At 33.9% G+C, this 13,922-nt stretch carries 10 protein-coding genes; 4 read left to right on the forward strand and 6 right to left on the reverse strand.

Going from position 1 to position 13,922, the window contains the following annotated elements; genetic code table 11:
• Positions 1 to 169: 169 nt before the first annotated feature.
• Positions 170 to 1,129 carry a helix-turn-helix transcriptional regulator gene (locus tag HYN86_RS03605; RefSeq protein WP_113676807.1) on the forward strand — a complete coding sequence of 320 codons (960 nt, stop codon included), beginning with the start codon at positions 170 to 172 and terminating at the stop codon, positions 1,127 to 1,129.
• Between the two features lie 55 nt (positions 1,130 to 1,184).
• On the opposite strand, the gene HYN86_RS03610 is transcribed toward HYN86_RS03605, so the two are convergent.
• On the reverse strand, positions 1,185 to 1,664 hold the full coding sequence (locus HYN86_RS03610) for a DinB family protein (RefSeq protein ID WP_113676808.1): 480 nt from the start codon (positions 1,662 to 1,664) through the stop codon (positions 1,185 to 1,187).
• Between the two features lie 315 nt (positions 1,665 to 1,979).
• Between HYN86_RS03610 and HYN86_RS03615 the strand changes: the two genes are divergently transcribed.
• Both HYN86_RS03615 and thiL read left to right on the forward strand, forming a co-directional pair.
• Positions 1,980 to 6,032 carry a T9SS type B sorting domain-containing protein gene (locus HYN86_RS03615; protein ID WP_113676809.1) on the forward strand — a complete coding sequence of 1,351 codons (4,053 nt, stop codon included), beginning with the start codon at positions 1,980 to 1,982 and terminating at the stop codon, positions 6,030 to 6,032.
• Positions 6,033 to 6,121: 89 nt separating this feature from the next.
• Positions 6,122 to 7,168, forward strand: a complete 1,047-nt coding sequence (thiL, locus tag HYN86_RS03620) for a thiamine-phosphate kinase (protein WP_113676810.1) — start codon at positions 6,122 to 6,124, stop codon at positions 7,166 to 7,168.
• Positions 7,169 to 7,242: 74 nt separating this feature from the next.
• On the opposite strand, the gene HYN86_RS03625 is transcribed toward thiL, so the two are convergent.
• From HYN86_RS03625 to HYN86_RS03645, 5 genes are all read right to left on the reverse strand, one after another.
• Positions 7,243 to 7,941, reverse strand: a complete 699-nt coding sequence (locus tag HYN86_RS03625) for a response regulator (protein WP_113676811.1) — start codon at positions 7,939 to 7,941, stop codon at positions 7,243 to 7,245.
• On the reverse strand, positions 7,931 to 9,985 hold the full coding sequence (locus HYN86_RS03630; protein ID WP_205334629.1) for a tetratricopeptide repeat-containing sensor histidine kinase: 2,055 nt from the start codon (positions 9,983 to 9,985) through the stop codon (positions 7,931 to 7,933). The genes HYN86_RS03625 and HYN86_RS03630 overlap by 11 nt, the downstream gene beginning before the upstream one ends.
• Positions 9,986 to 10,081: 96 nt before the next feature.
• Positions 10,082 to 10,321, reverse strand: coding sequence for a hypothetical protein (locus HYN86_RS03635; protein ID WP_113676813.1), 240 nt, complete (start codon positions 10,319 to 10,321; stop codon positions 10,082 to 10,084).
• A 175-nt stretch (positions 10,322 to 10,496) separates the two neighbouring features.
• Positions 10,497 to 11,315 (reverse strand): LytR/AlgR family response regulator transcription factor, encoded by an 819-nt coding sequence (locus HYN86_RS03640; protein ID WP_113676814.1) that lies wholly within the window; start codon positions 11,313 to 11,315, stop codon positions 10,497 to 10,499.
• 281 nt (positions 11,316 to 11,596) lie between these two features.
• Positions 11,597 to 13,138, reverse strand: a complete 1,542-nt coding sequence (locus HYN86_RS03645) for a glycine--tRNA ligase (RefSeq protein ID WP_113676815.1) — start codon at positions 13,136 to 13,138, stop codon at positions 11,597 to 11,599.
• Between the two features lie 98 nt (positions 13,139 to 13,236).
• On the opposite strand from HYN86_RS03645, the gene HYN86_RS03650 reads away from it, so the two are divergent.
• Positions 13,237 to 13,920, forward strand: coding sequence for a ComF family protein (locus HYN86_RS03650; protein ID WP_230406425.1), 684 nt, complete (start codon positions 13,237 to 13,239; stop codon positions 13,918 to 13,920).
• The last annotated feature ends 2 nt before the right edge of the window (positions 13,921 to 13,922 follow it).

Consider the following 13,922-nt stretch of genomic DNA (forward strand, 5'->3'; position numbering starts at 1 on the left):
TAATTCTGTAAAGATGCAAAAAATGTTTAAATTAATTCGACTTATAAAGTAAAAGCTGTTCTAGTTTAGAACAGCTTTTTTTATTTCTCTTTACTTTTTACATTTGTATCTTTGAATTAGCAAAAAAAACTTAGAGTCTCAGCAACTCAGAACCTTAGAATCTTAAAAAATGCTCGACGAAACTCCCAAACGATTTGACCGAATTGTTGCGATTCTTATTCAATTACAATCTAAAAAGATTGTAAAAGCACAAGAATTGGCAGATCGTTTCGAGTGCAGTTTACGAACTATTTACAGGGATATTAGAACGCTCGAAGCTTCTGGCGTTCCTATTTACAGCGAAGCAGGAGTTGGTTATGCTTTAATGGAAGGCTACAGACTTCCGCCCGTAATGTTTACACGAGAGGAAATAAGCAGTTTTATTGCTGCCGAAAAGCTGATGCAAAAATTTACTGATCCTTCTTTGGGGACGCATCACGCATCGGCGATGTACAAACTGAAATCGGTTTTAAGAAGTGCAGACAAAGACTGGCTTTCTAACATTGAGTCAAGGGTAGTTATGCAGACTGCAGAGCCAATGTTTAATGACAATTCTCCGAATACACTGGCTGTTCTTTTTGAAGGAATTGCAGAGAAAAAGCAAATTCTTTTAACCTATAAAACTTTTGATAAAGACGAAACTACACAAAGAAATCTCGAACCAGTTGGGGTTTTTCACGATAATAACAATTGGTATTTTCTAGGTTATTGCCATTTGCGAAAAGATTACCGCCAGTTTAGAACCGATCGCATTCAGGAAATCAAAAAAACCGAATTTGATTTTACTATAGAACACGATGCATTGGAAACTTATCTCAATAAAACCGAAACTTGTGCTACGACAACAGTAAGAATCTTAGTCGAAAAAAAAATCGCAAGATATTTGAACTATGAAAGAAAATATCATGGCTTTGTCTCCGAAAAAGAAATAGGTGACAAAATCGAAATGCATTTTATGTGCCGTGATATTGAAAGTGGTTTTCCAAGGTGGTATCTTATGTTTGGAGATTATGCAGAAATCTTGGAACCTGAAATATTAAAGACTAAAGTTTTAGAACTACTTGAAATCAATAAAAAAAGACTTATATAAAATTATAAAAAAACTCTTGAAGAATATTTTCAAGAGTTTTTTTCGTTTTTACTATTTATCTTTCCCAGAAAAATGGCGGTTCGATATTTAAAGCTCTTAAATACACATATGCTTGTCCTCGGTGATGAACTTCATTATCAATGAAATACAAAATATTTTGAATAACTGGAAATTCATATTGTCCGAACAAATTAAAAGTTTCACTGAAATCTTCGACTGATAATTGTTCCCAATATTTATTAATTTCTTCTGTCGCTTCATCCCATTTTTGAAGATACTGTGCTTTAAAAATCAATTTTTCTGCTCCTTCCGAAAATGCTTCGGTTTGTTTCGTTACAATTCCCTTAAGTCCTGGAACTGCTATCGCTAGAAGTTCGTCCACTAATTTGGCAAAAGGACGCATGCCGCCAATTGAAAATTCAAAGAAATCTTTCTCAGGAAAAAGTTCAATCAATCTGCGTGTAAGAGCGCGGTGCCCCTGCCAGTGTTTCAATAAATCTTCTGATGTAATAACTTGTGCTTCTAATGTTTTCATGGTCTTAAAGTTTAAATATTTTTAATACTTCAAAAGTAAAATGGGCTGGTGACAACAGTTTGTCAGCAGGAAAAAATATTTTTTATAAATATTTAATTATTGGCTCTTTAAAACATAGTCAAACAACTCCGCTCTCTTTATATACAAACAATCTATAGCGTGCTGCTTTTTAATTTTTTTAGAATTTAACAAAATTTGAAATTATAATCCACTTTTGTGCATTCATTCACAAATAATCATAAAATACTGACAATCAAAAATTTAAAAAGAAATAATTTCGTAACTTTAAATAAGCCAACTAATAGAATATGAATTATGAGATCTGCTCTACTTCTATTTTTATTATTTTATTCGACCCTATCTTTATCTCAAGGAATCGTGGTCGACACTACAACTTTGGGCATACCTGAACTGATACGGTCAGAATTAATGCAAAATGGCTGTTCAAACGAAAGTAATTTCAAGTTTTCATCTCATCAAGGCATTGGTAAATTCACTAGCACAAATCCAAACTTCCCCATTTCAAGCGGAATCATTATAAGAAACGGAATCGCCAAATATACAGAAGGATCATACAGCGGTACTAATGAAAGCAGCCAGCTGAACAACGCTACTGATAGTGATCTGCAGATTATCAGCGATAATAACGGACAAGTTGTACCCGTAACAGATGTCAGTTTTCTTCAATTTGATTTTACACCGCTGTCAAGTAATTTCAGCTTCGATTTTCTTTTTGCTTCCAATGAATATGGTGAATTTCAATGTGGATTTAGTGATGTTTTTGCTTTCATACTAACTGATTTAACGACAGGGATTTCAACAAATCTTGCCGTTTTGCCGGGAACAAATACTCCAGTTTCAGTCAAAAATATTAGAGATCAGCAGTATAATTCATCCTGTTTATCTGCAAATGCTAATTTATTTGATCGGTATAATGTCGCGAATCCGTCTCAGTCGTCCCTCAATATGAGAGGCGAGACGAAAGTTTTAACGGCTTATTCAACTGTGGTTCCCAATAGAACTTATCGTATAAAACTTGCTATTGGCGATTACAACGACAGTAATTATGATTCGGCAGTTTTCATAAAAGGCGGCAGTTTTATGACAACAATGGATTTGGGTCCCGACAGAACTATCTGTCAAGGTGAAAAAATTACACTCAAATCTGATCTTGTGGGCAATTTTGCTTATACATGGACATTAAATGGAACAGTAATTCCTAATGAAACCACCAATTCTTTGACAGTCGATAAAGCAGGAATTTATGGAGTTACGGCAACACTTTCTGGTTGTGTGGTTAAAGATGAAGTTGTAATTAATGAGTTAATTATTAAACCTGCGCAAAATTTAACGGCCTGTTATAGTGCGACTGGTTCTTATCAATATGATTTAACGCAAAATAACTTAACGACATTAGGTATCGATCCGGCTAAACACGCTATTTATTATTTTGATTCCTTAGCTTCTGCCAATGCAAACGGGCCAATTATACCAGAAAATCAATTAAAATCTTTCACAAGTTCTGGCAATCAAACCATATATATAAAAGTGGTGCCTGTTTATGACAAAACGTTTTTTTGCAACAATATAATTTCATTTAATCTTTTGACAACTGCTCCAATCAATGTGGTAAAACCATCCGACTTAAATGTCTGCGATAATATTTCCAAAAATATATCTGTTGATTTAACGACTCAGGAATCTCTTATTCTTAATGGATCAGATGCTTCCGAATATAGAATCAGGTATTATAACAGCGAAATAGACGCTAACAATGCCAGAAATAATATTGCCGAACCGAAAACATTTACTACGTCTACTCAATCTTCGACAACTATCTGGGTACGGATTGAAAATATTGCGAACTCGGTTTGTTACACAACAGTCAGTTTCAGTATACTTATTAACCCGCTGCCGCCAGTAAATACTATTCCGAATGTCATTGCCTGTAACAGTTATACATTGCCGCCAATTTCAAACGGGCAGTATAATACGGCCCCTAATGGAACAGGAACTAGATTAAATGCAGGTGATGTTATTACGAAAGGAGGCCGTTACTATATCTATCAAGGTCCCACGACAAATAACTGTACCAATGAAACAAGCTTTAATGTGACCCTGATTTATGAAATTAGTTTTAAAAAAGAAGCGTGTGGTCAATACGCCGTTCCGCTCGTGCCTGCAGGTGGTTTTTTTACGCAGCCTGGAGGGCAGGGAGATGTAATCCCGGGAGGAACAGTATTTACAAACAGTCAGACTATTTATTATTATGCGGTAATCAATGGAGCGGTGTGTCGTGACATAGCGGTACCTTTTACAGTTTATCCTTTACCCGCAATAGATAAACCTGAGAATGTAGTGACTTGCGATTCATACACCTTACCAGTCTTGGCAAACGGAAATTACTTTACATTATCAGGAGGTTTAGGAAGAGCCCTAAAGGCGGGAGACAAAATAACTTCGAGTCAGACAGTATTTGTTTTTGCAAATGATGGAAGATGTACCGATGAGCATTCTTTTAAAATAGATATTGTCAATTCTCCAATTTTTGTTCCAATTTCACGATGCGGAAGTTTTACGCTGCCTCCCGTTTCCATTGGCGGTTATTTCGAAAATGCTGGTGGTCAGGGAAAAAATATTCCAGCTGGAACTGTTATTACCAGTTCGCAAACCGTATATTATTATGCTGCAACTACAACTTCGCCCAACTGTACAGAAAATCTTAAATATGTTATTACTATAAAACCGCTTCCATTGGTAGATACTCCTGCCAACAGACTCGAATGCGCAAGATACGTTTTACCTCCATTGACAAATGGTAACTATTTTACAAAAACTAATGGTGGAGGAACACGACTAAAGGCAGGAGACATCATTACCTCAACACAAACTATATATGTTTTTTCGGTAGGGCCTGAATGTACAAATGAGCATAGTTTTACCGTCGAAATCAGACCTCTGCCTCTTGTTGACAGTTTTACCGATGTAGTTACCTGCACCGATTTTAAACTTCCGAAATTAAAAAATGGAAAATATTATACAGCCACGGGAGGACCAAATGGCGCGGGAACACAACTTACTGAGGGAACAGTTATTAACACCACACAGACTATTTATATTTATAACGAATGGCCCAATTTTACATCTTGCAGCAATGAAACGTTTTTTAAAGTTAATTACAACGGAATTGATGTGGGCAATTTCAGCAATATAAATGTTTGTGACAGTTATACTTTGCCTCCGTTACAATTGGGTAATTATTATGCACAGCCAGGCGGAAAAGGCGCTGTAATTCCAGCTGGAACAATTTTAAAAACTTCGCAGATCATTTATGTTTATGCCGTAAGCGGTACACGTCTGACTTGTGTTAGTGAAAAGAATTTTTCAGTGACGATTTCTCCTACTCCTATCTTGGCGAATACTCTTGATGTGGCTATTTGTGAAAGTTATACTTTGCCTGTTTTGGCTGTCGGAAACTATTACAGCAAACCCAACGCGACGGGAACTCAATATGCGGCAGGACAGAAAATAAGTACGAGTCAAAAAATGTATATCTACGCAGCTTCTGCCACAAATTCCAGCTGTTTTGCTCAGGATGATTTTTACATTACTATTTATCCATTAAAAAATTTCTCTTTACAAAATGGAGTCATTTGTGTTGATTATCAAACGGGAACATTACAGCATTCGGCACAATTGAATTCAGGAATCACTTCTGCAGATTATACTGTCGAGTGGTATTTTAACGGAAATAAAGTAGGCACAGGACCAACTTATACCGCTGCTCAAGAAGGAACATATACAGTTGTGCCCGTTAAAAACATTCCAGATGTTGGTAACGACTGTGGTTATAATCCAGCCACTGTAGTTGTCGAAAAATCCAGTCCGGCAATTGCAACCGTAACTGTGTCAGATGAATTCGCAGATAATATTGATATCATTGTAAATCTCACAAACGGTTTCGGAACTTATGAATACCAGTTGGATGACGGCGATTTTCAAACCAGTAATATATTTCAGAATGTTGACTCGGGAGAACATGCTATTACAATTAGAGATATAAAAGCCAATTGTGACAATCTTATTCTATTTGCCAAAGTACTCAAATATCCTAAATTTTTCACACCAAACAACGATGGTTACAATGACACTTGGAACATTCCAGATCTCGCTTACCAGCCAGATGCGGTCATCACGATTTACGACCGTTATGGTAAGTTATTAAAAATGATTAAACCTTCTGGTGCCGGCTGGGATGGTAATTTCGACGGCAGTCCGCTTCCTTCTTCCGATTATTGGTTTCGGGTTACTTATACACAAAATGGTATCATTCAAGAATTCAAAGCCCATTTTAGCATGAAACGATAATGACTAGAAAGAGAAAAAAACTTCGTTTATAGTTATTAAGCCTTCAACTTTGTACCTTTGCATCTTAAAAACCTTTGTACCTTAAAAAAATGATTGAAGATAAAAATCAACAAAGAACTAGTATAGCTCAATTGGGCGAATTTGGCTTAATTGAACATTTAACCAAAAATTTTGATGTTACTCAGGAATCAACATTAAAGAGTATAGGCGATGATGCAGCTGTTCTTGATTTTAAAGACAAAAAAGTTGTAGTTTCGACCGATTTATTAATAGAAGGCGTTCACTTTGATTTGGCTTACATGCCTCTAAAACATTTAGGTTACAAATCTGTTGTGGTAAATGTTTCAGACATTTGTGCCATGAATGCAAAACCGACTCAAATTACAGTTTCTGTGGCGGTTTCAAATCGTTTTCCGCTTGAAGCTCTAGAAGAGTTGTTTGCTGGAATTACACATGCTGCAAAAGAATATAAAGTTGATGTTATTGGAGGCGATACAACCTCATCTCAAAAAGGTTTAATTATCAGCATTACTGCAATTGGCGAAGCTGATGAAAATGAATTGGTTTACCGTAATGGAGCCAAACAAACCGATTTATTAGTTGTTACCGGAGATCTTGGTGCCGCTTACATGGGACTTCAGGTTTTGGAACGTGAAAAACAGGTTTTCCAAGTTAATCCAAATAATCAGCCAGATTTAGATCCTTACACTTATTTGGTAGAACGTCAGTTAAAACCAGAAGCTCGAAAAGATGTTCGAACATTGCTTCACGCCTTAGATATTAAACCAACTGCTATGATCGATATTTCGGATGGACTTTCGTCTGAGATTATTCATATCTGTAAACAATCAAAGGTAGGATGTAATTTATACGAAGATAAACTGCCGCTAGATCCTCAGTTTATTTCTACCTGCGAAGAATTCAATATAGACAGCACAACTGTTGCCATAAACGGCGGTGAAGATTACGAACTTTTATTTACAATTGATATTAATGATTTTGATAAAATAAAAGGAAACCCAAATTTCTCTGTTATTGGACACATGGCAGAAGAAAACGAAGGAATTCATCTCGTAACTCGTGCTAACACTAAAATTCCTTTAAAAGCACGCGGGTGGGATGCGCTTACTGAATAAATTTTTAAAAAATTCCAAATAAAAAATTCCAAATTCCAGTATCGATTAACGTGTTGGAGTTTGGAATTTTCATTTTAAAAAAGCCCTTTGCTTCTAGCTTCTTTAATCAAATCTTCATCAGATCCGCTTCTAATTTTGAGCAGTTCTTTCAAATGTTTTTTTCGTTTTTCAATAGCATTTAAAGAGATTGGAATGTTTGGAAGCATATCATTGCTGGAAACTCCATTGGATAAATGAACTAAGATCTGTTTATCGTATTGATCAATTTCAATGGCATTATGGGTAGACTGGTTCAGCATCTTGACTACTGACTGACTGTAATACTTTTCATTTTTCATTACTTTATCAAAAGCCAAAAGCAATTCTTCGAAAGTTAGATCGTTTTTAATAATTAAACCATTTGGCTGAATCGCTCTAATGATCGTTTTTATTTTCAAAAGTTCTGTATACATCGTCAGTAAAATGATCTTACAAGAAGGCATTTTTACCGAAAGCAGTTTGGCTAAATCTTCGCCCGAAAAAATATCTTTCTCTTCGTATGCCGGCATACTGATATCCAAAAAAGCTATATCAAACACTGGCGTGTTATTATCTTCAATTATATCATAACCAGATCTGCAATCATGTGCCTGTGAAATCAAAAACTCATACTGATTTGGATTATAACGAGTTATAGCATTTTTATACCCTTCAATAATAAATGGATGATCATCTACTATTAAAATATTCTTTTTAACTAATTTTGGAACTGGGGCTGTTAAATCAAATGTCATTATGCTGCAGGTTATTATTGGATTCTATTGGGATTTTTATAATGAGAACTGTTCCTTCATCTTTGGCAGACTTTATTGTAAATGTGCCTTTACATTCGGCTGCCCTGTATTCAATATTATGTAAACCGATTCCGTTTTTGGTTCTGCTGGTATTAAATCCTTCTCCATCATCTTCGATTGTTAAAACCAAATTATCTTTTTCATTTTTAAACTCTACTTTAATAATATCCGCATTAGCATATTTATTACAGTTCTGAAGTCCTTCTTGAATAATTCGGTATAAATTGATTTTGACAATATTACTAATTAATTCCCATTTAATATCAGGATCAAATGAAGTAATTAATTTAGAACTATATGTATTTCTTTGATCTTCAAACAGCTTATTAAGAATTACAATAAAATTATTGATTAATTCCGATTTTTCTCTGTTTAAGTCGTGAGAAATTTCACGAATATCCTGTTCAATACTCTTAAGTTCAGCAAGATATTTTTTTCTTTTGGAGGCTGCTTCAGCCTCATCAACCTTATCTAAACTATCCAAACTAATCCGGATACCAAACATTCGTCCCAAGACTCCATCGTGCAGATCCTGAGCAACTTTCTTCTTTTCTTTAATTCTGGTTATTTCGATTTCATTTTGCTGCGAAATCATCATATTGTAAATATCTTCATTTGCAATCTGCTGCTGCTGTTTGAAAAGAAGTTCACGGTTTTTTGCCTGCTGGGTTTTATAAACGTAAAAAAACAATCCGATCAATGTACAGATACTAAATACATAAACAAGAGTTTTATTTTTTTCCTGAAGATTGGAATTTTGATCTTTTATTTCGTTGGTTTCGTACTCAATACGCGAGAATTTTTCTCCCATGTTACGCTCTGCTTTGAGCATTTTATCATTTAATCGAATATATTCTTTTGAATACATTGAAGCATTTTTGGGGTCCACAATTGCGATTTGCTTTAGAGCACCTAAAGTGTTATTTATTTTCTCCGAAGAACGGGAAACTAATAAAGCCTGCTTTGCAAATTGCATCGCTTTAAAAGTGTCTTTTTTAGAAGCATAATATTCAGATAATCGAATTTGATTAGAAATCATCGCCGACTTTAACCCTAAACTATCTCGAATTTTTAAAGATCTGTAAAAGTCATCTGGAAGACCATCTTTCTTTCCAGATTTAAATTTTGCATACCCTAAGTTATCCAATAACATTGCATACAAGATGGTCTTTTCTTTAAATAGATTTTTCTCAGCTAATCCTCTTTCAAAATAAACTATAGCTTTTTTATAATCACCTTTATTTATATAAATGAAACCAATATTATTTAATGACGTCGCTTTTAATTGAAGGTCTGTTGGAATTGATTTATCTTTTAATGTACTAAGTGCTTTGTTTTGATATTCTAACGCTTTATTAAATTCTTCTTTCTCATTATAAAGAATTCCAAGCAGATTATAGCACTCATAAAGTTTATCATTTACATTATTTTCATTCTTCAATATCTCTAAAGCTTTGAATACCCCGATTTCACTTTCAAAAAAATCACCTTCGTTAAACTGTAAGTTGGCTTTACTTATTAGCGTTTTAGCCAAATTAAGATCATCATTAATTTGTGTATAAATTTTTTGAGCCTTAAAATAATGCCTATAAGCACTATCTGAAATAGCTGCTGAGCTATAATAATCTCCTAAATATGAATAAGCTTTAGCCGCACTTGCTGAATCTTTTCCTGTTATAGATCTCTCTAAAGCTAATTGTGATATATCACGATATGATTTAAAATCATTCATATTGTAATATCTATTAGCAATTTTAAAGAGATTGACCCTGTAAAGAGAATCATTTTCCTGACTGTTAACAATTGAAAATGCTTTTTTTGCATTTTGCTGTTTAAGTTCATAACTCAAATTGATATCATTAGCCAAATCTAAATAGGTAATCAGGCTATCTTTAGAAGAAGATAGATTATCTGAAGTTTTTTTCTTGGTACAGGCAGAAACAAACAACAATACAAACAATACTATTAGGTATTTTGTTTTCAATAGAAGTTGTGAATTTTACCAAAAATACTAAAACTAAGGACATAAAAAAAGGCTGCCAAAATTTGACAGCCTAAATATTTGAATTTTTACTTCTAATTAATCTAATTTTCTGCTTCCGCCTAAAGATTGATTAACATCCAAAAAATTATTACTTTTAATTTCAAGTTTATTTTCTGTTGCATGGAAATCTTGTTTTCTACCACCACCAGCACTAGAACCTCCAGGAGGAACAATACTTAAATTTTCACTAGAAGTATTTGGAGTTGTAGGATTTGCAAAAGAAGTTGCAACCATTACTAAAGATAATAATCCGAATGTCAAAGCTGTTTTTTTCATGACCTGAGGTTTTTAATGTTTGTTTAATTTTTGGAGAATGATTTGTTGTTTTGTGCAAATCATGGTGTAAAACTAATACCGAGATCGAAAAAAATTTATACAAAAAATTGAGTTTATGGTAGATCATACCCAATTGATAGTCAACGGATAGCAAATTCGTGTAAACATCTGGTTTTTAGATTTCTAAATAATTTCCTGCAGCAAAATCGGCAATTATCAAATCGACATTTGCTTTGTAGGTTTTAGAAAATGGAATCTTTTTGGAAGAGTTTTTTATGTAACAGATTGAGTTTCCGCTATGAATTCTAGAAATGTAATTTCGATTGATTACGTAACTATTGTGAATACGAATAAATGGATAGGTTAAAACACTTTCAAAATGCTTTAACGTTTTAAATGCAGTAATCATTTCACCAGTATTCAAATAAATATCGGTTGAATTGTTATCAGCCTGAAAGTAACTTATATCCGCTGCATTTAAGTACCGATAATCACCATACGATTTTATACAAATCGTTAATGGTTTCTCGACATTTTGAGGAATTGTAACGTTATTGACATTATCAATAACAATAGAAGCTGGCTCTTCTGTAAAAACTGTGCTTTTAGGTGCCAAATTTGCCTTTTTAAGCTTTAAAACAGTTTTTAGAAGATCAAGATGCGCAAGAGGTTTTAAAATATAATCAAACACACCGTATTGGATGGCATCAAAGGCTTTGTCCTTTTGCTTGGTTGTAATAATAATTTTTGGAATCTCTTGAAAAAATCGATGCAGTTCGCTTATAAAACTCAAAGACAATTGACTTGATAAGTCTTTAGGCTCGATCTCCAGAAAAACCAAAGCCGGCTTATGCTCTAAAACCAAATTTAAACCATCTTGAAAATTTGACGCCGATGCGGTAAAAGATAATTCTGAAAAACCTGCAGCGGTTGTTTTGGTCTTCAAAATACTTTCAGCATCATCGTCAATTATAATATACGAGTACTTTTTCAATTTATGGTTTTGTTGCTTTTCTCACTTCACAATCATAATCAAAAAAATAATTAAATTTTGATTGAACGCAAAAAAATTTGATTTTGGCATTTTTCCGCATTTAAAATTACGGATTTTAGATTTTTAAATATTTCATTGTTAACACAATACCTTAAAATGTTGATACAAAATGATGAAATACAAAAAACATCGATAAAATGCCTGTTTTTAAAAATCAAAAATCCCAAACTCTCCCGAGGTTTCGGGACGGAATTTGGGATCTATAGTATAAGTTGTAAAGATTACATTTTCATTAACCAGTTTTTCATCGAAACTTCATTTTCGATAATAGCTCTAAGTTCAGTAATTTTTACACGATCTTGTTTCATTGTATCTCTATGACGAATTGTAACTGTTTCGTCTTCAAGAGTCTGATGATCTATTGTGATACAGAATGGCGTTCCTAAAGCATCTTGTCTTCTGTAACGACGTCCTACAGCGTCTTTTTCATCATATGCCACATTGAAATCCCATTTCAAATCTTCGATGATTTTTCTTGAAATTTCCGGCAGACCATCTTTTTTAACCAACGGTAATACTGCTGCTTTTGTCGGTGCTAAAACTGCTGGCAGTTTTAAAACAGTTCTTGTAGAACCGTCTTCTAATGTTTCTTCTTTTAATGAAGTTGCAAAAACAGCCAGGAACATACGATCTAAACCAACAGAAGTTTCTACTACATATGGAACATAGTTTTCGTTTAGTTCAGGATCGAAATATTGTAATTTTCTTCCAGAATATTCTTCGTGTGCTTTCAAATCGAAATCTGTACGAGAGTGAATTCCTTCCAATTCTTTAAACCCGAATGGGAAATTAAATTCGATATCCGCTGCTGCATTTGCGTAGTGCGCTAATTTTTCGTGATCGTGAAAACGGTAATTTTCTTTTCCTAATCCTAAAGATAAATGCCATTTCAAACGAGTTTCTTTCCAGTATTCGTATGATTTCATTTCTTCTCCAGGACGTACAAAAAACTGCATTTCCATTTGTTCAAATTCACGCATACGGAAAATAAATTGTCTTGCAACAATCTCGTTTCTGAATGCTTTACCCGTTTGAGCAATTCCAAAAGGAACTTTCATACGACCTGATTTCTGAACATTTAAAAAGTTAACGAAAATACCCTGCGCCGTTTCTGGACGTAAGTATAAATCCATTGCGCTTTCTGCAGATGCACCCAGTTTTGTTCCGAACATTAAGTTAAATTGTTTTACCTCTGTCCAGTTTTTAGAACCAGTTTCAGGATCAGCAATTTCAAGTTCTTCTATCAAAGCTTTTACATCAGCTAAATCTCCGTTTCCTAAAGAACGTCCTAAACGCTCTCTGATTTCTTTTTCTTTAGCTAAATATTCAATTACACGAGCATTTGTAGTTACAAATTCTTGTTCGTTGAATGCATCGCCAAAACGAGCTTTTGCTTTGTCAATTTCTTTTTGTGCTTTTTGGTGAATTTTTTCAGCATGATCTTCAACCAAAACGTCAGCTCTATATCTTTTTTTAGAATCTTTATTATCAATTAATGGATCATTGAATGCATCAACGTGTCCAGAAGCTTTCCAAGTTGTTGGATGCATTAATATTGCAGCATCAAGGCCGACAATATTCTCATTCATTTGAACCATTGATTTCCACCAATATTCACGGATATTCTTTTTTAATTCGACACCATTTTGTGCATAATCATAAACAGCACTCAGTCCGTCGTAAACTTCGCTTGACGGAAAAATAAATCCGTACTCTTTTGCGTGCGAAACCACATTCTTAAATATATCTTCTTGTTTTGCCATAGTGATGCAAAAATATAAAAAGTACCTTTAAAAAAAAGAAAAATAATAAAGATTGAAGTATTCATTTTGTTACTTTTGTAAATAAAATCTCTCTTTTTGTGATTAATTACCTAATAAATCTATTTTTCCCTAAAGTCTGCGATGGATGCCGAGCTATTTTACTGCAGAATGAAATTGTTTTCTGTACTTCATGCCGTCACGAAATGCCTCTTACTCAATATCATTTAGACCCAAAAAATCAAGCGGTAAAAAAGTTTTACGGCAAAATTGACATTCAATTTGCTGCGGCATTTTTATATTTTAATAAAAAGGGAATGGTTCAGGAATTAATTCACAACCTAAAGTATAAAGGTCATGAAGAAATTGGAACTGTTTTAGGAAACTGGTACGCCGAAGATTTAAAAGAAATTCAATTAGCAATTTCTTTTGATGTTGTAATTCCAGTCCCTTTACATCCAAAAAAATTTAAGGAACGCGGTTACAATCAAGTTACGACTTTTGGAAAGGCTTTAGCCGAAGGTTTAAAAATTCCTTACGATGATTCTGTTTTGTACCGAAAGAAATACTCTAAAACGCAGTCTAAAAAGAATCTTTTGGGAAGATCTGAAAACATCGAAAATATTTTTGATGCAGTTTTAACAGAAGAAAATCAAAATAAACATTTTCTAATTGTTGATGATGTTCTCACTACTGGTGCAACACTCGAAGCTTGTTCGAGAGCATTATTAAAAATTCCAGGAGCAAAACTAAGCATTGTCTGCATGGCAATGGCGAACTCTTAGTG

The organism is Flavobacterium fluviale (assembly GCF_003312915.1).
In the GTDB taxonomy this organism is placed as follows: Bacteria; Bacteroidota; Bacteroidia; order Flavobacteriales; family Flavobacteriaceae; genus Flavobacterium; species Flavobacterium fluviale.

Coding starts and splice junctions, on each gene's coding strand:
- HYN86_RS03605 (WP_113676807.1), top strand. CDS start 170: ATGCTCGACGAAACTCCCAAACGATTTGACCGAATTGTTGCGATTCTT.
- HYN86_RS03610 (WP_113676808.1), bottom strand. CDS start 1,664: ATGAAAACATTAGAAGCACAAGTTATTACATCAGAAGATTTATTGAAA.
- HYN86_RS03615 (WP_113676809.1), top strand. CDS start 1,980: ATGAGATCTGCTCTACTTCTATTTTTATTATTTTATTCGACCCTATCT.
- HYN86_RS03645 (WP_113676815.1), bottom strand. CDS start 13,138: ATGGCAAAACAAGAAGATATATTTAAGAATGTGGTTTCGCACGCAAAA.
- HYN86_RS03625 (WP_113676811.1), bottom strand. CDS start 7,941: ATGACATTTGATTTAACAGCCCCAGTTCCAAAATTAGTTAAAAAGAAT.
- thiL (WP_113676810.1), top strand. CDS start 6,122: ATGATTGAAGATAAAAATCAACAAAGAACTAGTATAGCTCAATTGGGC.
- HYN86_RS03635 (WP_113676813.1), bottom strand. CDS start 10,321: ATGAAAAAAACAGCTTTGACATTCGGATTATTATCTTTAGTAATGGTT.